13 protein-coding genes and 1 tRNA gene are annotated in these 19,500 nt (G+C 43.3%); 7 read left to right on the forward strand and 7 right to left on the reverse strand.

Annotated features, from left to right (window positions below; genetic code table 11):
• Positions 1-141 precede the first annotated feature (141 nt).
• The gene (locus tag RDK53_RS02130; protein ID WP_308513075.1) at positions 142-2,205 is read right to left on the reverse strand and encodes a leukotoxin LktA family filamentous adhesin; all 2,064 of its coding nucleotides are present in this window, start codon (positions 2,203-2,205) and stop codon (positions 142-144) included.
• A gap of 789 nt (positions 2,206-2,994) precedes the next feature.
• Between RDK53_RS02130 and RDK53_RS02135 the strand changes: the two genes are divergently transcribed.
• Together RDK53_RS02135 and RDK53_RS02140 are read left to right on the forward strand one after the other, a co-directional pair.
• Positions 2,995-4,761 (forward strand): POTRA domain-containing protein, encoded by a 1,767-nt coding sequence (locus RDK53_RS02135; protein WP_308513076.1) that lies wholly within the window; start codon positions 2,995-2,997, stop codon positions 4,759-4,761.
• Positions 4,762-5,496: 735 nt separating this feature from the next.
• Positions 5,497-5,587: transfer RNA gene (locus tag RDK53_RS02140), tRNA-Ser, on the forward strand.
• Between the two features lie 212 nt (positions 5,588-5,799).
• Here the strand turns inward: RDK53_RS02140 and RDK53_RS02145 are convergent.
• Positions 5,800-6,012 carry a transposase gene (locus RDK53_RS02145; RefSeq protein WP_308513077.1) on the reverse strand — a complete coding sequence of 71 codons (213 nt, stop codon included), beginning with the start codon at positions 6,010-6,012 and terminating at the stop codon, positions 5,800-5,802.
• A gap of 395 nt (positions 6,013-6,407) precedes the next feature.
• Positions 6,408-7,100 (reverse strand): ribose-5-phosphate isomerase RpiA, encoded by a 693-nt coding sequence (rpiA, locus tag RDK53_RS02150; RefSeq protein ID WP_374041552.1) that lies wholly within the window; start codon positions 7,098-7,100, stop codon positions 6,408-6,410.
• Positions 7,101-7,249: 149 nt separating this feature from the next.
• Between rpiA and RDK53_RS02155 the strand changes: the two genes are divergently transcribed.
• From RDK53_RS02155 to xth, 5 genes are all read left to right on the forward strand, one after another.
• Positions 7,250-9,634: an ATP-binding protein gene (locus RDK53_RS02155; protein WP_308513079.1), complete on the forward strand. Its 2,385-nt coding sequence runs from the start codon at positions 7,250-7,252 to the stop codon at positions 9,632-9,634.
• Positions 9,635-9,857: 223 nt separating this feature from the next.
• The gene (locus RDK53_RS02160) at positions 9,858-10,523 is read left to right on the forward strand and encodes a response regulator (RefSeq protein WP_308513131.1); all 666 of its coding nucleotides are present in this window, start codon (positions 9,858-9,860) and stop codon (positions 10,521-10,523) included.
• A gap of 82 nt (positions 10,524-10,605) precedes the next feature.
• Positions 10,606-11,472, forward strand: coding sequence for a bifunctional methylenetetrahydrofolate dehydrogenase/methenyltetrahydrofolate cyclohydrolase FolD (gene folD, locus RDK53_RS02165; RefSeq protein WP_308513080.1), 867 nt, complete (start codon positions 10,606-10,608; stop codon positions 11,470-11,472).
• Entirely contained in the window at positions 11,469-13,523 is a 2,055-nt protein-coding gene (locus tag RDK53_RS02170) for a M3 family metallopeptidase (RefSeq protein ID WP_308513081.1), read from the forward strand. Before folD ends, RDK53_RS02170 begins: the two co-directional genes overlap by 4 nt.
• A 107-nt stretch (positions 13,524-13,630) precedes the next feature.
• Complete coding sequence (xth, locus tag RDK53_RS02175) at positions 13,631-14,428, forward strand: exodeoxyribonuclease III (protein WP_308513082.1); 798 nt, start codon at positions 13,631-13,633, stop codon at positions 14,426-14,428.
• Between the two features lie 28 nt (positions 14,429-14,456).
• On the opposite strand, the gene RDK53_RS02180 is transcribed toward xth, so the two are convergent.
• The 4 genes from RDK53_RS02180 to glnA all read right to left on the reverse strand — a co-directional run bounded on the left by RDK53_RS02180 (position 14,457) and on the right by glnA (position 19,480).
• Positions 14,457-15,455, reverse strand: a complete 999-nt coding sequence (locus RDK53_RS02180) for a radical SAM protein (RefSeq protein ID WP_308513083.1) — start codon at positions 15,453-15,455, stop codon at positions 14,457-14,459.
• A 31-nt stretch (positions 15,456-15,486) separates the two neighbouring features.
• A complete protein-coding gene (ntrC, locus tag RDK53_RS02185; RefSeq protein ID WP_308513084.1) occupies positions 15,487-16,932 on the reverse strand; it encodes a nitrogen regulation protein NR(I) in 1,446 nt (481 codons plus the stop codon).
• Positions 16,929-17,996, reverse strand: a complete 1,068-nt coding sequence (glnL, locus tag RDK53_RS02190; protein WP_308513085.1) for a nitrogen regulation protein NR(II) — start codon at positions 17,994-17,996, stop codon at positions 16,929-16,931. Before glnL ends, ntrC begins: the two co-directional genes overlap by 4 nt.
• A gap of 68 nt (positions 17,997-18,064) precedes the next feature.
• Positions 18,065-19,480: a type I glutamate--ammonia ligase gene (glnA, locus tag RDK53_RS02195; RefSeq protein ID WP_308513086.1), complete on the reverse strand. Its 1,416-nt coding sequence runs from the start codon at positions 19,478-19,480 to the stop codon at positions 18,065-18,067.
• Between the last annotated feature and the right edge of the window lie 20 nt (positions 19,481-19,500).

Genomic DNA, 19,500 nt, shown 5'->3' on the forward strand with positions numbered 1-19,500 from the left:
CGGAAACTGCCGCAAGTCCTTTGGTTCCCTCGTCAGTTGCCCAACTTTGGCCAGTTGCGGAAAATACATAGTCAGAAACAACGGCATTTGACGATAAATCAATTCCGGATCTTGAATACAGTTTTACGCCGTTTCCTACCTTTACGTTAGAGTCTGAGAACCCAAAGCGAAAGTGGTTGCTACAACCCCACGGAAGTTTTCTTGGGCAGTTGCCTTGACAAGATCTTGGTTTGTTAAACCCAAAATCTTGTTCATCACCTCAAGTTTAAAGGCAGAATCAGCTGCACCAACCAAAGCAGTTGAGGCCCAGGTCCATTTGGAATCAACTGCGGAATTAACAAGCCAGGAAGAAGTAGTGTTATCTGAAGAAAGGTTGATATATTTAAGAGGTGCTTCCTGTCCTTTAACTCTCGGCGAGGAATTCAGTTCTACATTCGATGCTGAATTAAACACAGAATAGTTAAATGCTATTCCCCCATATGTTGCAGATTTTTCAGACTTATAAGTGACTGTCGAGTCTGTGGATACATCATTCGTCTGCCTTGACTGTATATCAAGTATTGAGTCGGAGGAGCCAAGATCCAAAATAGCGGTATCCGCAACTGTCACAGAAGAATTTGCGGAAGTGTCAGAGTAGATAAAAGAGGTGGCCGCAACCGATTTTTTATTTGAATTGCCTTTTGCACTCAAATCTAAATTGAATTTACCTTCAGACAGAATTGATAAGTCTTTTTCCGCTGAAATGGAACCTTTTACGTTAACAGCACTTGATTGTGTCGAAAATCCTATTACTGATGCCGTCTGAGGAAACTGATCTACCACCTCACTTATCGGAGATTGATAAATTCCTTTGTCAGCCGCAGAAATGCCAATCTTATCCTTGACTGTAGCTTTAGAAGTCAGGGACACATCTTGTTTAGCCGAAATTTTAGCGCCTTGATCGATATCAATCAGAGCACTTGTTTTTAAATTCGAATAAGCTACCTTTGGCAAAGGAAGATTGATCTGGCCCCCAAGAAAATCGAGCACATATTCCGTAACTCCAGAGAGATGCCCGTTGGATTTTAAATTCGTTGTTGCCTCAGCCGTCACAGAGACATTTCCCGAAGCTGTAATTTTACCCCCTGTCTCCAATTTGACCTTTGCTGAAATATTTCCAAGAAGATTGTCGCTATTTTTAGCCTTAGCCGCTACTTTGACGTTGCCTGTTTTACCCTTAGAAGATACTTCACCGCCTATAGTTATATGGGCCTCACGTTTGCTGTGTTCCGAGGCTCCAATATCCACTGGGTTCCAATCGCTTAAATTCGTCTCGGCAGATGCCAGAAGAACGACTTCACCGTCCACTTCAGTGAGTTTTAGATTTTGCGGATCTAAACCGCTATTAACTTTTATATTTGAACCGTCTTTAATATTTACATAGTCAGAGAAGTCGGTAACACCAGCCTGAACGACTGCATCTTTTGGGATGGTAATATTTGCAGCCGCCAAGGTTAGGTTATTGCCAGCATTAATTTTGCCCTGAACTGTCACCACCCCGTGAGGATTAAGAGGAAGGTCTGTGCCCTTTTCCTTCTGGCCTTTCCTAAGGAGTTCAAGGCCCGATGTACTCAGCCTCCCGGTTAGCTCGCTTTCCATCAAGTTGTATTCTGTTTCAGTCGGAACGATTGCCGTCAAGCCTTTTGCGTTAACCACGCCCGTGGCACCTACTACAAAACCTTTCGGAGAAACGAAATAAAGATCACCATCAATCTTTCCTCCCTTTACTCCGTTAACGGTTCCATCGATTACGATCCCTAAAGTCTTATCATCTACAAAGTTAACCAGATGAGCAGTGTCTTTCGGGAAAATCATATTGGCGATCTCTCCGCCCGAAACTTTAAATTTTTCGAAGCGATTTACGCCGACCACATCATTAACAATCTTATTGGTAGTGATCTCGTGTACATTTCCGTTCGTTGTAATCGTCGTACCCCAGTTTTGAACCGGCGTAATTTCACTACCCGCTGCTTCCAAACCTCCGGCTATAGAAAAGGCCGATGCTGCCAATAGCGTCTCTAAGACAAGTTTTAAAGAATGATGATGTGTTGAGGGAGAACAACCGCTAGCAGAACTAAAACAACCTTCGTGAGCATGATGCGCTTCATCCACTACAACGTGGCTGTTACGAGAAGAGTTCCACAGAACCTTATAGATCTTATTCATATTTCCCCTGGACTTTATTTCTTTTGTCGGTTATTCATTTTTTTCTAGTTCTAAATTCGTTTGAACGAACTACCGGCAGTCTATTTATATTTAGTTAATTTTAAACGGTTCATTAATTCTTACAAAATATCCCACCTATAAAACAACTAATGCCTCAAACCTTTTATCAGGAAGAATATCTTTTCAACTTTATGATTTTTAATGACTTTATTTCATTTTATAGTTACATAAAACATTTTTATATCGAAGTAATATAAGTATTAATACTTAATGAAATATTACGAGTTGTTACATGCTTTTGACTACATCGTCAATTCGAATAAATATAAAGAAAACGCCTAACATAACTAGTGTCATTTTCTCAGTAGATACCGTTACTACAATTAAAAAACAACGTTCCTATTTACGGAAATTTCAATCAAAAAAACGTCTATATGAGTTAACTTCTTCGTCATATTTTTGGCCGTCAAGAATGTGAAATGTTGGAGGAAAACAACGTAACGCTTCAAAGTTTTTTTGGTGACTAAAAGTCGGTTAGGAGATCCAGAACTGCTCTTCACAATCATCCTTATCCCGATACGTCACAAAGTTGACAACGGGAAGGTTAAGCTTTAGAAATATTTATCAGAAAGGATGCTTGAATAATTAGTACTAAATGCCGATGAGGAAATTGGTAACTCAAAAAGAGAAAATCAGAAAAACTAATTACACTGTTAAATTTTAAGTTGCCTCTGACAAAAAAAGCCCCATTGCCTGAAAAAGCAATCTCAAATAAGAGTAAAAATAAAAATGTTAAGAACAAATCGTTTCTCGTCTGATTTCATTCGACCGATATCCCGGAAATCAGACACCTGCCGAATCTCTCTCGCTACTGCTGTGCATATTTCGTTCAGAAAAACCTTAAATACTTCCTTATTGGGTTTAGCTGTTCTGGCCGGTGTTCCTTTTACTTGCGCAGCACAGAACGTTCCAGCCTTCCCCGCCGCAAGTCTGCCGGCAAGAGAGCTGGATCAGGTAATTGATTCTGTCCGTCAGGAAAGACAGATGCAGTCTCTCCAAAGAGCCGAGAAACTTACCAAAGAACAATCGGAAAAGAAACTCCAGAAGAAACTTCCCGCTAAAGACAGCTTTGTGTTTATGCTCAACGGTGTAAAACACACAGGAAGTGAAGTCCTCACAGAAGAAGAGTTTGAAAAAACTGTGTCTCCCTGGATTGGTAAGAAAGTAACTTCCTCCGATCTTATTGACTTGCTTAAGGCCATTGACACGCTCTACCACAGCAAAGGTTATGCAGTTTGCAAGGCCACTTTACAGCCTCAGAAGCTAACCGCTGGAGTTTTAACAGTTACCCTAATAGAAGGCAAAACCGATAAAGTCAAGGTAAAAGGTGCTCCGTACACTAGAGACTCTTATATCCTGCAGGCTTTTGACTTACCGGAAAATCGAGTCGCAAATTACGCAAAAATGGTTGACGACCTCATCAAGTTCAATATGACAAACAGTCTGCAGCTGCATATTGATATTGAACCGGGAAGCCGTTACGGAACAACTTCGTACAATATCATCGCAGATGACCAGCCCTATTGGTATGCCTCCCTGTTTTCCGATACCTATGGTTCTTATTCCACCGGCAAATTGAGAGTAAGCGGAACTTTGGAGCTTCCGAGCATGACGGGAATGCAGGACTCTTTCACCGCAATGGTCATAAAAAGCCAGGGAAGCTTGCTGGGATATACAAGTTACAGTTTGCCTTTATCTGCAACCGGAACCAGACTGATATTTTCTGCCTCCGGCGGCAATGTCAAAGTAAAGAAAGGCCCTTCTCGTGACTTAAATGTGAAAGGACGCTCTTCAAACTACAGCTTGCAGTTAGAAAAAGCTTTTGTGTTTTCTTCTCAGGTAAAAATAACGCCTTACATTCAAATATCTAAACAAAAATCGCACACGGATGTTTTTGGTTCTTTGCGTGTTGCGCAAACCAAAATCGACTCTATGACGCTGGGTGCGGATGCCTTAAAGGTAGGCACACCCTGGACATTATATGGCCATGCAGAATTGAGCCGACACCATTCAACCAATGAGGTGTACAACCAAACGACAAATCCGGTTTTATTTAGAAGTTCAGGGTACGGGCGCTGGGATGAAGGCAAACGCATTTTTGGCATTGTTAAGGGTTCCGTTCAGAGCGTTTTAGGTGGCGGAGATGCTCTCTCCTCCGACTACTTCTATCTGGGTCAAACATCGGGAGTACGAGGCTATCCTATCGATATCATTGGCGCAGAGAATGGATGGACAATCAACTCAGAAATGTATTATCGATTCCAACCTTGGAATCTTAATGCCAAGGCATTCTTTGATTTTGGACGCCTTTCCGGCTATTCGATTAATAAGCAGCGTTGGCTCGCAGGCACCGGTGTAGGTTTGGACTGGTATTGGAGAAACAACCTGTCCTCTTCTTTAACTCTTTCTTTCCCGCTGAAAAGACATCTTCGTGATAAAGAAGTTGAGCATATTTCAAGAGGAAGGCTTGACTTTAGTCTGACTTATGTCTTTTAACCTGCCAAACAAAAGTTTTCCAATCTCTTTTTATTAGCTCACCTTGTCCGGACCAAACGTCGAGACAAGGTTGATAGAAAAGCTTCAATTCGATATTCACAGAAAGAACATGTCGGAGCCTGTGTTGGCTTAGCTCAGAGAAACTTTGGTTTCCTCAACAAAATCAAAAGGCTGTGCGTACTTGAAATTAACGGAGAGGCAGAGGCTATTTATTTTGTTTTGCAAATGGCTCCGTAAATATTCGAAAAAAGAAGTGCTCCTCCATCCGTTGTCAATTATGTAGAGCCGTTCCGTGCTTCCCATTTCGCCGCATGTTGTGAAGGAGCTCCCATTTATTATCAAAGAGTACATTTGACAACAGAATATGCCTGACTGAAAAACTTAGATTCAACCTTTACATCACGCGCCTGAAGAACGGAGCTTTACAGGCCGTACTGGTAAACGACTTACGTATTCAGAAATCTATTTACCTCAATTACCTACTTTTCTATAGTGAAATGTAGAAACGTAGGCTAAATTCCACGTCATGATGTGGAAAAGTCGGTATATAACTCAAATAGATTCAGGCCTACGGAATGTCCAATTTTTAAAACCTCTAGAATGATAAATTCTGGAGACTTTTGTTTTTATTAACTTTTTTTGAATGTAGAGAATTTGTCACAATTGAGGCGAAATAAATTTATTCAGCAGAGATGACAAACGAAAAAAATTTGTATACAATGCTGACTTCTTTACGGAGAGGTGGCCGAGTGGTTTAAGGCGCACGCCTGGAAAGCGTGTAAACCCTTTAAAGGTTTCGGGGGTTCGAATCCCCCCCTCTCCGCCACAATCAAGTCATTTAAAGTTTCTTCATCGTCTTTTTACATCTCATTAAGCGCAACAAAGCCTTAAAGATCATTACGCTTTCACTCACTTAGGATCTTCAAGTCTTTCGTGGGAATGGTAGGGTATTCCGTAAGCCTGGCTTGAGTACAGCATAGCCCCGTTTCATCGTATTCCAAGGCGAGTCAAGCTTGTCTGATAGAACGCCTTTTAACTTCAGCGAGAAGTACTAGACGTCCGGTAACCGTAAGCAGTCTGTTTGAGCACTTTGATCTTGCTGTTCGCCTCTTCTAGCTGGCCCGAGCTGTAGTCGTATTTACCGGCACAGATCATGCTTGCCTTTCTTCCTTTAAGCATAGCCGCAAACTTTTGGCGGAGCCAAGCTATATTTATTGTTGATACAAACAGAAGCTTGCGAGCAAACTTCATCCATTCATCATAGGATTTTGTATCCTTGCACTACATATCTTTATGAGTAAGCCTACGAGAGAATATAGCGCTTCCTGAAGCCATTATCTTCGAGCAATTTGTCCAGTAGTAAGTGTCGTTTCTCGTTAAGGTGTCAAATTGTTTTCATTATCAGCTACTGAGACCAGGTCAAACTGATTATCTTTTCTCTGAGAACTCACGGGAAAGTGATTTCTGTGGGCGATGATGCCTCGATACAAGTCTTTGAGAAAAACATTCAGAAACTGAAACGTCATGTAGACGATTAAGCCCCTGTCCATCTGCAGAGTAAGGCCTGCGGAATTCTGGGGGCTTTCGTAAAAAATCTTTTTGTTTTTCTCTCAAACTAAAAAAGTTGAGAGAGATAGTTCTGCTTCTTACTTCTTAAAAGAGAATTTATTCTTCTTTGTTGTAATTTTTACGCCGTCAGAAGAACCTACGATTAAAACATCGGCTCCTCTCTTGGCAAAAATTCCACAGGTAACTAGGCCCGGTAATTGGTTAATGGCTTCTTCAAGCTTTAAAGGATCTTGGATCTGTAAACCGGACACATCAATAATGTTGTTTCCGTAATCAGTGATGCATTCTCTGACTTTAGGTACTCCTCGAATACCTTCCATAGATTTTTTAATTTGTTCCACAGCCTTGGGAAGAACTTCTAAGGGCAGAGGAAATGCGCCGAGCTGTTTGACGAGTTTTGTATCGTCGGCAATACAAACAAATTTATCGCTGGCCTGGGCAACGATCTTTTCGCCCGTAAGAGCAGCTCCGCCCCCTTTAATCATGTTGAAATTGGCATCAATTTCGTCGCAGCCATCAACATAAACAGGGATTCTTCCCTCAATTTCATTGAGTTCTACTACCGGAAAGCCAAAAGCTAAAAGCTGTCTTGTAGTTGCATCCGAACTGGAAACACAGGCTTTAACTTTTTTCCCGGATTGCTGAAGAGCGGCAATAAAAAAGCTTACTGTCGTGCCGGTACCAACCCCTAAATATTCATTTTCAATAACATAGTCGACTGCAGCCTTTGCAGCCAGCTCTTTCTTTCTTGCCTGCTCATCCATTGTTATTTGTCCTTAAGTTAGGTAAAAACTACATGTGATTTTATCCTCTTGTACGACCTTTCTTTAAAACAAATATTTGTTTTAGCCGTTGGTCTTTCAAATCAGAAGATATTTTGGTTATATACTTTCAGACCTTAGCGAAAAAAAAGTTTCTCATGAGCGAAGCCCACTCTACTTACAGCAGTCAGATAATGGACCGGTTCGGTGAATCTGTCACCGCTCTAAAAAAACAATCTAAGTTATCTACCGGTATCACCCCATTTATTTGGGCGATAGCAGTCCTTCTTATTGTTATCTTTGCCGCTTTATATATCAATGTTCGGACAAATAACGAGACCATCCTAAGAACGAACATTATGAAAAGCACAACCCAGGTGGCAAACAACATTGAGCTGAGATTAACTTCAACCAGCTCAACCATGGCCAGGGTTATTGAGAAATTAGAGCAAGAAGGCCCCAGCAAAGAAGTCTTCGATAAATACGGCCGAGAATTTTTACTCCAAAACCCTGAGGTTATTCTCTTAAGACTCATTGAGCCCAATGGAAAAGGAATCACTGCTCTCGTAGGCCCGCGTATTCGAAATGAAAGTTTCAGACAATATAACTACCTTGATTATCCGCCAGTAGTAAGAGACAGTATTCGGGATGCATTTGCCACTAAACGAGTCGTTTACAGCAGCTATTGGGAGATCCCATATGATTCAACATCTCCTAATACGGTAATTATCTATCCGTTTACATTGAATGAAAAAGAATACGCGCTCCTCGCCCGTATTTCTCTTTCTCGACTTCTTGAGGAATCGGTTCCCAATATTCTTCGGTCAGATTACGAATTTAGCTTGATGCACGGAACAGAATTGATCGCAGGAAAAGCTCTTTACAATCCGCCTGACGACTTCACGATTCCAAGCTATATTCGCTCCGCCGACCCTCTTCCCTCTTCTATTCAGCTCTATGGCTGCAATCTTGTAGAAAGTCCTTTAATTTTTGCCAGCCCTTTACTCTTTTGGCTTGGCAGCTTGATGTTGTTCCTCCTCTTGTTGCTGTTCTTTTTATATAAAAAGATGGTGCAGAATCAAAACGCTTTGGATGCGGCAACAAAGGAAGTTGAATTACGAAGATCAATCGAGCGGTCTATGCTGATGGGAGTTCTGATCACGGATATGAACTCAACCATCATCTATCTCAACCAGTCAATGTGCAATCTTTGCGGTTACTCAGAAAACGAACTTCTCGGAAAAGAAAGTCCCTATCCTTTCTGGGGGGACTCGACTCCTCTTCCATCTACTATTCTTTCAGCTAAAGATTTAAATGCTTCTGAGCTTCCGTATCGGTTCGATATCACTATTCGGAAAAAGAACTCTCAGAAGATAAAAGGAATGCTTTTAGCATCGCCTTTCTATTCGCAAGATGGAGAGCAATCGGGCTGGATTTACTTGATTCGCGATAATACAAACGACTTTAATTCCCAAACATTGATCAATGACGCGATTGCGTCTTATGAAAAACTCCTGAATTCCGTGAATTCCTGTATCTCTGTAGTCACTCACAAGCCTTCGGGAAATATTCTCGGAATGCGCAATGACTTATATGTGGAAACGATGGGCTCTACAGTAAAAGGGCATCAGGACATTTCTCGCTCTTTCCATGAACCTTTTAATGCCGAAGGCAAGCGCACCGGAGATATTTGGGTTTCTTCGATGGAAAAATGGTTCAACGTCTCGGAAAGCAGAATCACGCTTCCCGGAGGTTCTCATGTTACGCTCCAAACGGCGCAAGACATCACTGATAAGAAAATCAGTGAAAAAACCCTCGAGGAACAAACAAACAAAATGGAGATTTCATCCCGCTTAATTACACTGGGTGAAATGGCCTCTACGATTACTCATGAAATTAACCAGCCGCTCACGGCGATTGTCGCTTATACGAGTACCGCTATCGAAGTGATGGACAACGCTTCTGAGGTAAATAAAAAGCAGGTTATTGAAGTTTTCCAAAAAGTTTCCGCTCAGGCTACCCGCATCGACAAAATTATTAAAAACATCCGCTCCTTTGCTAAGAGACGTTCAACTAGCCTTGAACCGATCCTCCTCGGAAATGTTCTTAACGATACGATGGAACTGGGAAAACTTATTGAAAAGAAATACAACGGTGTTCGTCTGAATTACGAAGTTCCAAAAACCCTTCCGACAGTTATGTGCGATCCGGTGCAGGTGGTGCAGATTCTTCTTAATCTCATCCGCAATGCAGCAGATGCATGCACTGAGGCAAAGAGTCCGAATTTAGAAATCACCGTCAGAGTCACAAAAGAAGAAGATCACGTAGCGATTGCTGTTGAAGATCATGGACCGGGAATAAACGACACCATGAAGGCAAGTTTGTTCACTCCATTCTTCTCAACTAAAAAGAACGGACTCGGACTTGGTTTGAGTACGTGTCAGACGATTGCTGAAGCCCACAATACAAGGCTTGAAGTTAGAGATAACCCAGGAGGCGGAACAATATTTTCCTTCGAACTCAAAATCGTTGCAAATAATTAGAAAATCTTAGAGAAAACTACTTATGATCTGAACTTTAGTGAAAATTTTTTGAATTTTTTTATCATTATCCCACGGGTAATACCCGCGGGGTATTTATAAAAAGTATATAATTAGGGTAGCTCAAATTAGTTAGCATTCTAGCGTGAGCAGCGAACCTTAAATTTAAAAATCTTCGTATAAACATTATTGAGAATAATTTCTGAAAGGCGTACAGATGATTCAGATGACCTCGAAAAACTACACTCAAGACAATCCTGAGACATTAGGTGTCGTCTATATCGTAGAGGATGACGAAGCTGTTAGAGACTCTCTTAAGTGGCTCTTAGAAGCATCTAGCTATCGCGTTGAACTTTTCGACGGCGGAGAGATGTTCCTTGCTAAATTCGATCCCAATGCTATCGCAGTTCTCGTATTGGACGTAAGAATGCCGGGTATGAGCGGTCTTGAGGTTCAAGAACACTTGATTGCCCGTAAATGCGACATTCCAATTATCTTCATTTCCGGACACGGTGATGTCTCAATGGCCGTCTCCACCTTAAAGAAAGGTGCCGTCGACTTTATTGAAAAACCTTTCGATCAGGCCGCTTTGCGCTCACAGGTTGAAAGAATGCTCCAGGAAGCAAGACAGAGACGTATCAGAGCAGAACGCCGCTCTCTTAACGATGCCTTGTTAAGTAAGCTCACCCCGCGTGAACAGCATGTTTTAGAGAGAATCGTCAGCGGTCGCTTGAACAAACAAATCGCCTCTGATTTAGGCATCTCAATCAAGACCGTAGAAGCTCACAGAGCATCCATCATGGATAAAACAAACTCTGGCACAGTTGCAGATCTGATGAGAGTGGTTCTTAATGCCAACAAGGCTCCCTTAAAAGACAGCTCCATTAGCTAAGACTTAAAAACAGATTACAAAACGAGAAGGCCTCCCCTTCTCGTTTTTGTTTAGACTTCCAGAACAACTTATGGAGTAACAGATGACCGCACAACTAATTAACGGAAAAGATTTATCTCAGCAGATCAGGAAAAGTATTAAAGACAAAGCCTCTAAATTAACGAAAGAATACCGTCAGCCCTGTCTGGCTGTCATTTTGGTAGGTGAAGATCCGGCCAGCCAAGTTTACGTACGAAATAAAGTTAAATCATGCGGGGACTGCGGCATTAAGTCCATTCTTCACAGACTTCCTGCCGACTCCACGGAAAAAGAAGTTATAGATTTAATTAATACCTTAAATCAGGACAAAGAAGTAGATGGAATCCTCGTTCAGCTGCCTCTTCCTAAACATATTTCCGAACAAAAAATCATCGAAACAATCGATGTTGCGAAAGACGTTGACGGCTTCCATCTTCATAACGTCGGCGCATTATCTTGCGGCCTTCCGTGTTTAAAACCGTGCACGCCTCACGGGGTTATTAAAATGCTTGAATCCGCCAATATCGATTTGGAAGGCAAGCTCGCCCTCGTCTTAGGCAGAAGCAATATCGTCGGAAAACCAATGGCTCAGCTTCTGCTCGAAAAGAACGCGACAGTCATCCTTGCCCACAGCAAAACACGTAATCTTCAGGAACTAACTCTGCAAGCTGACGTCATTATCGCTGCTGTCGGGCGTCCTCTTTTCTTGAAAGCTGAAATGGTGAAGCCCGGTGCCGTCGTTATTGATGTTGGTATTAATAGAAATTCAGAAGGAAAACTGTGCGGCGATGTTGACTTTGAAAATGTCAAAGAAACGGCTGGATTTATCACACCGGTACCGGGAGGCGTTGGTCCCATGACCATTACGATGCTTCTTGAAAACACTCTAATCGCTGCTGAAAACAGTTTCCAGAAAAAGGAAAACCAATGACAAACCAAAAATATGCTCTTTTAGATGTCGTTAAAAACAAGGACAAGCTTATTCCTTTCGATCATTTGGATGAGGAATCATTTAAGCCTGCAATCCTTGAATTAATTGCAAAGGTCAAAGAAACAACAAACGGCATTACTGAATCTAAAAGCGCTCCTTCTTGGAACAACATCATCGACAGACTTGATGATGCTGAAGAAAATTTAAATTTCGGCTGGACGATTATTTCCCACTTAAACAGCGTTAAAGATACTCCCGAGCTTCGCAAGATCGTCAATGAACTTTTGCCCTCTATTTCCGAGCTTTACAGCTGGTTAGGACAAAATGAAGAGCTTTACGCAAAGTACAAAGAGCTCAGAGGCTCTGAAGCAGGTAAACAACTCAACAAAACGCGCCAACGCATCCTAGAAAGACAAATTACAGGGTTTGTTCTTTCCGGCGCTGAACTCTCCAAAGAAAATAAGAAAAAACTCAGTGCCATCAATGAAGAAAGTTCCCAGCTCTCTCAGGAATTTTCTGAGAATCTTCTTGACTGCACCAACGATTTTTCTTTGTATCTCCCCGAAGGAACCAAACAATTAGAGGGAGTTCCGGAATCTGAGAAGCAGTTGTTTAAACAGCAGGCTCAAAAAGAAGGTAAGGAAGGTTACAAGATTACTTTACATATGCCTAACTACCTTCCCATCATGCAGTACGCTGCTGACAGAGACCTAAGAGAACAGCTTTACCACGCCTACAGCACCCGTGCTTCTGAATTCAGCCCTGCGGGTAAAGATAATGCCCCCATTATCGAGAGACTCCTAGAATTGAGATCTCAAGAAGCCGGTTTGCTAGGTTATAAAAATTTCGCCGAAGTCTCTCTAGTGATGAAGATGGCAGATTCTCCGGAAGAAGTTATCAAATTCTTGAGAGAACTTGCCTCTAAGGCGAAACCGGCCGCAAAGAAAGATATGGAAGAGCTTCTGAAATTTGCCAAAGAAGATCTGAAGCTCGAAGATCCTAAGGCTTGGGATCTGACTTATGCCAGCGAACGCTTAAGAGAGAAAAAATATTCTTACAGCGATCAGGAAGTAAAACAATACTTTACTGAGCCCACCGTCTTTAAAGGTCTGTTCGGACTAGTTGAGAAACTCTTCGGAATTCAAGTGGAAGAAACCAAGGCTCCTGTTTGGGCCCCCGAAGTCAAGTATTTTGTCATTAAAGACAAAGCCGGAAAAGAAATCGCCTCCTTCTACGCTGATCTCTACGCAAGAGAAGGTAAGCGCGGCGGTGCTTGGATGAACGACCAGAGATCCCGCAGAGAGGTCGACGGCAAAATTCAAACACCGATTGCTTATTTAGTATGCAACTTCTCCGCTCCTGTCGGGGACAAACCAGCCCTCCTCACGCTTAACGACGTTGAAACACTTTTCCATGAATTCGGCCACGGGCTTCACCACATGCTCACTAAGCAAACGGACTTGTCTGTTTCCGGTATCGCCGATGTTGAATGGGATGCCGTGGAAATGCCAAGCCAGTTTATGGAAAACTTCGTTTGGAATTGGGACATCATTCAATCATTAACATCCCATGTGGATACCGGCAAACCAATGCCGAAGGAATTGTTTGACAAGATTGTCGCAGCTAAGAACTTCGAAGCGGGTATGGCAAATGTTCGTCAAATTGAATTTGCCCTCTTCGATATGCTCCTTCACTGTGACTATGATCCGAAGACTTGTACCGTTCAGGAACTATTGGATGCCGTAAGAAAAGAAGTAGCGGTTGTTTTCCCACCGAAATATAACCGTTTTGCCAACTCTTTCTCTCACATCTTCGCCGGCGGCTATGCTGCGGGTTATTACAGCTATAAGTGGGCCGAAGTACTTTCTGCAGACGCGTTCTCCTTATTTGAAGAAAAAGGCATCTTCAATTCGGAAGTCGGACAGAAGTGGCTGACGGAAGTTCTTGCCGTCGGAGGTTCACGCCCTGCTAAAGAAAGCTTCAAAGCCTTCCGTGGCAGAGATCCTTCTCCGGACGCATTGCTGCGTTCATATGGTCTGCTGGATCGTTAGTCTTTAGGCCTCTGTTCCGGCAGAGGCCGCTGCCTCCGGAAATTCGGCAGGCGTTTTCTTTTGTCTGCCGTTTTCTTAAATAAGAAGGCATTTTTACGAGATTTTTTATGAAATGCAAAATTACCACCTGGAACGTTAACTCCCTTAAAGTAAGAAAGCCTCACGTTCTCCAATTTTTGCAAGAAGAGTCACCCGACATTCTTTGTCTTCAAGAACTTAAACAACCCACCGAGGAAGTAGATGCACCGGCTTTTGCTGAACTTGGCTACCACACCGAAGCCTTTGGTCAAAAGACCTACAACGGTGTAGCCACACTGACGAAAAAGAGCGTTTTCTCTGAGTGTACTGACATCGTCAAAAACCTTCCCAGTTTTGAGGATCCTCAAAGCCGTCTCTTGGCAATGACTTTATCTTTAGACGGAATGCCGCTGCGCATCGTTAACGGATACTTTCCCAACGGAGAAACAACCGAAAGTGAAAAGTTTCCATATAAGCTGAAATGGCTCGACAATTTAACAGCTTGGTTGGAAGAAGAACTGAAGCGGTATCCGAACTTAGTACTGCTCGGTGACTTCAATATTGCTCCCGAAGACATCGATGCCAAGCACCCCGAAGAATGGAAAGGCACGGTTCTTTGTGTTCCGGAAGTTCGTCAGAAATTTAAGAATTTGCTGAACTTAGGATTGGTCGACAGTTTCCGTCAGCATGAACAGCCGGAAAAGATTTATTCTTGGTGGGACTATCGTATGAAGGCTTTCCAAAGAAATCTCGGCCTCAGAATTGACCATATTCTTATCTCTGAACCTTTAGCTAAATTCAACCGCTCAGTTGTCGTTAACAAAAGCTTCCGCGGTCTAGAACGACCAAGTGATCACGCTCCGGTTACTTTGACCTTGGAACTTTAAGCGAATGCCGGGACCTCCCGGCATTTAATTATTCGGGAAGTTCTTCTATTTTTCTGGCTCGAAGCTGACCGCAGCCGCCCTCCACCTCTTGCGCGGCAGAATGACGATACTTCAATAGGACGTGGCCTTTCTTCAGACGTTCCGCTATGGAAAGCATAGCTTCCTCGGAAGGCCTCTCGTAAGGACTTCCTGCAATTTTATTGACGGGAATCATATTGAGAATGGCCTTTTGTCCCTTCCACAAAGAGATAACGTTCTCAACTTCTTCGTCTCCGTCATTCACACCGTCAATCAACGTCCATTGAAATTGCACAGGATAACCGCCAGCCTTGGCATATTCTGCGGCAAACGCCATCATATCCGCAACCGGCATCGGTTGAATATTAGGCATTAATTGCTTTCTTTTTTCATCAAACGTTGAATGCAGGGACAAGGCTAAAGCCGGCTTAACTTTAGAGGCCATAATGGCATCGAAAAGCCTTCTGTCCCCCACAGTAGAAAGAACTAAGTTCTTATAGGAAATACCAGAATACTTTGCCAAGAAGTTAATGGATGAAAGAACTCTCTTAAGGTTGTGGGACGGCTCTCCCATTCCCATAAATACCACTTTCTTAATCTGCTGGTATCGTCTTGCAATTTCAACCTGAGCCAAAATTTCTAAGTCGCTCAATTGACGAATTAGACCTGACTTCCCGGTCATGCAAAACACACATCCCACAGCGCAGCCGACCTGAGTCGAAACACATACACCACCTCGCGGAAGAATTACCGACTCGATTAATTGTCCGTCATGAAGTTTCAAAACCAAACGCGTTCCATCAGAGGATGAAGAGCATTCCTCTACGACTTCTGCAAGCTTATTGAGTTCATCCTTATATTTGTGTGCTGTCTCTTGGACTGAAAGCGGCAAACGAGGAGTACGCGCAGTCGGCGCTTTTCTGAGAATCCACTGGCGCCAAAAATGATCTATATGTACCTGAAGCGCTCCATTTTGGCGGAGCGCTTCTTCAACTTCTCTTATTTCCATTAATCAATAACAACTTTTATTATTTAGTGCTTTATTCTAAGTTGTACTCTTGAATTTTTCTTGTCATGGTGTTGCGGCCGATTCCTAACTTCAAAGCGGCTTCAACTTTCTTCCCTTTTGTTTCAGCCAATGCCGTTGTTAAAACAATTTTTTCAAAGGTTTCCGTCAACTGTTTCATTAAGTTAGGCGTAGCTGCCTCCAATTGCTGGCTGACTGCTAGTTTAAGGCTTTCCGTCCAATCAAAGCCGTTAATCGGCACCTGTGCATCCGGAACAGGTGTATTTTCTTGTGTCCGACAGTCATGGGACTGGACTTCTTCTTTTTCATGATTAAAATCTTCCGGCAAATCCGCAGGCGTGATAATTTGTGCGGGAGCCATCACAGTCAGCCAATTGCAGACATTCTCCAGCTGACGGACATTGCCGGGAAAATCAAATTTTGCAAGAATATCCATGGCTTCTTTACTGATGCCTTTTGGTTCCACGTTAAGCTGTTTTGCGGACTTGGATAAGAAATACGGCACTAATAAAGGGATATCTTCTTTTCTTTCACGTAACGGCGGAAGACGCAAACGAATCACATTAAGACGATGGAATAAATCTTCTCGGAAGCTTCCCTCTTTCACCATCTTTTCTAAATTTTGATGAGTTGCAGCGATCACACGGACATTTGCCTTTATAGGCTGATGACCGCCAACGCGGTAAAAATATCCATCCGATAGAACTCTCAGAAGACGAGTCTGGAGCTCGAAAGGCATATCTCCGATTTCATCTAAAAACAGAGTTCCACCCTCTGCCTGTTCAAATCTGCCGTGCCGAATATTGTTGGCACCGGTAAATGCCCCTCTTTCATGGCCGAACAATTCACTTTCCATCAATTCGCGTGGGATAGCGGCCATATTCAAAGCAATAAAGCCTGATTTTGCACGAGGACTATGATGATGCAGAGCACGGGCCACCACTTCTTTACCGGAGCCAGACTCTCCGGTAAGCAATACGGTGACATTGCTCTGAGAGAGTTTTCCAATCGCACGGAACACTTCCTGCATTGCCGGAGCCTGACCAATGATTTCCGCATCGAGAGGGAGGACTTCAGATGTTTGTTCATCAGCAGTAGACTCCTCTATCGCTCGTTCTATCAGCTCAATGGCTTTGCCGATATCAAAAGGCTTTGGAAGATATTCGAACGCGCCTCCTTGGTAACTCGATACAGCACTGTCCAGATCAGAGAAAGCAGTCATGATAATGACCGGGAATGTCCAGTCCGCATTTTTCTTTATCTCGGCAAGGAGTTCCAATCCGCTTTGATTCGGCATTCTGATGTCGCTAACCAGAACCGAAGGAGTTTCTGTTTTCAGTGCTTCTAGAACTTCATCAGCACTTTGAAAGGTCTGGACAGGGATTTCAGCTTTTTGAAGCGCTTTTTCTAAAACCCAACGAATCGACCGATCATCATCAACAATCCAAACTTTTTTCATAATTCCAGAGGGAACAGCAGACTGAAATCTGTCTTCCCTTTCCTACTGTAAACTTCGATTGAACCCCCGTGCTGCTCTACGAAGGAATGGACTAATGACAGACCAAGTCCGGTGCCTCCCGCTTTACCTGTCACCAATGGAAAAAAGATGCTTTCCTGGAGTTCCGGAGGAATTCCCGGACCGTTGTCTACGATATGAATATTCAGAGCTGTCTTGTGGCGCAATGCACCAATCATGACATGATGAACAACTCGAGTTGAAATAGTCAGCCGGGCAGTATTTTCTCTAATCTGCTCTTCAAGTGCTTCTACTGCATTGCGTAATAGATTCAAAAAAATCTGGGTTAGCTGACCTCGGTCGCCGTCAATGTCCGGAACACTAATATCGTAGTCCCTAACAATGGTCAGGCCGGAAGAAAACTCGGACTCGATAAGAAGCCTTACTTTTTCCAATATCTCATGGATATTGGTTTTAGAGGGTTTATAGGGCTGACGGTACGGAGCAAGAAGTTTATCGACCAAACCTTGCAGTCTATCGGCTTCGCTGATAACCACACGGGTATATTCTTTCTGTTCTTCATCCTTGAGATCGAACTCTAAAAGCTGGGCTGCTCCTCTAATTCCTCCGAGAGGATTTTTAATTTCATGGGCCAAATTCCGCAATAAACGCCTTGTATTTTCTGACAAGTCGTTCATGTGTTTATTATGATTCAGCAGCAAAGAATTCTTCGCAGGCTGCAGCTCGATTATTAAAAGCTGCTCTTCTTCAGGCAAAGGATGAACGGAGGCATAAACCTGAACCAGCGCTCCAGGACGAAGGATGAGCTCGGTGAGTTCAGCACGCACCGAAAAAAGAGAGGAAGTATTCTTCTTATAACTTCCGATCCACTCTCTGGCTTTCGGTAAAAAGGAAGACACCGGAAAACCGAAAAGAATTTTATTAGAACGTCCGAGCAGAGATTCACAAGCAGCATTTACATACTCAATCATGCCGTTCACATCTACAATCAACACACTGGTGGAGAGTAGATTCAATCCGCCGATTTTGTCAGTGTCTAACCTCATGGGTAGCAATCCGAGTTAAAAAAGGGCATCACAAGACCGGATGCCCTTTTTCAGTCAAAAGATTTTAATTATTGGGCGTAGTACATGTCGTACTCTTCCGGTGTAACGGCAAGCATGACTCTTTCAACGTCATGACGTTTGACTTCAATGTAAGCCTGAATCATATCTTCGGTGAAGACACCGCCGGCTGTCAGGAAGTCATGGTCAGCAGCCAGACTATCAAGGGCTTGTTCCAAAGAAGAGCAAACTGTCGGAATCTTGGCATTTTCTTCCGGAGGAAGATCATAAAGGTTCTTGTCAGCAGCTTCACCCGGATGAATCTTGTTCTGGATACCGTCAAGACCAGCCATTAACAAGGCAGCAAAGCAGAGATATGGGTTGGCCATCGGATCCGGGAAGCGGACTTCAACACGGCGTGCTTTGTCGCTAGCTACGTACGGAATACGCAAAGAAGCTGAGCGGTTACGTGCAGAATAAGCCAATTTAACAGGAGCTTCAAAACCCGGAACCAAGCGGCGGTAGCTGTTTGTTGTCGGGTTGGTAATGGCATTTAATGCTCTGGCGTGTTTGATAACGCCGCCGATGTAATAAAGAGCCATTTCAGACAAACCGGCATAACCATTGCCGGCAAACAAGTTCTTGCCGTCTTTCCAAATAGACTGGTGAACATGCATACCGGAACCGTTATCGCCAACCAATGGTTTCGGCATGAATGTAGCGGTATGTCCCCAATTCAAAGCGACATTCCAAACAGTGTATTTGAGAATTTGTGTCCAGTCAGCACGTTTTACCAATGTGCTGAACTTAGTTCCGATTTCGCATTGACCTGCGCCGCCCACTTCATGATGATGTACTTCAACAGGAACGCCTTGTTCTTCAAGAGCAAGACACATTGCTGCGCGGACATCGTTGAGATTGTCTGTCGGAGCAACCGGGAAGTAGCCGCCTTTAACTGCAGGACGGAAGCCGGTGTTTCTGCCTTCCATATCTTCCTTGTTGGACCAGTGTCCGCAGTAAGAGGAAACCTTGAAGAAGGATTTGTCCATAGATGTTTCCCAAGAAACACCGTCAAAAATAAAGAATTCCGGTTCCGGACCGAAGAAAGCAGTATCGCCGATGCCGGTGCTCTTGAGATAAGCTTCTGCACGTTTGGCAACGGAACGGGGATCGCGTTCATAACCTTTACCGTTTGCAGGATCAACGACGTCGCAGGTAAGAATAAGTGTTGGTTCTTGAGTAAACGGATCCATTCTTGCGCTGTCCGGATCCGGCATCAACAACATATCGCTGGCTTCGATGCCTTTCCATCCGCGGATTGAAGAGCCGTCGAATGCATGGCCTTCCTCGAATTTGTCTTCATCAAATGAAGAAACAGGAACGGAGACATGCTGTTCTTTGCCCATAAAGTCGCAAAAACGAAGATCCACGAATTTAACATCCTGATCCTTGATCAGGTCCATTACATCGTCAGCTGTTTTAGCCATCATTTTCTCCTAACTGAGTA

Source organism: uncultured Turicimonas sp., from assembly GCF_902477955.1.
Taxonomy (GTDB): Bacteria; Pseudomonadota; Gammaproteobacteria; order Burkholderiales; family Burkholderiaceae_F; genus Turicimonas.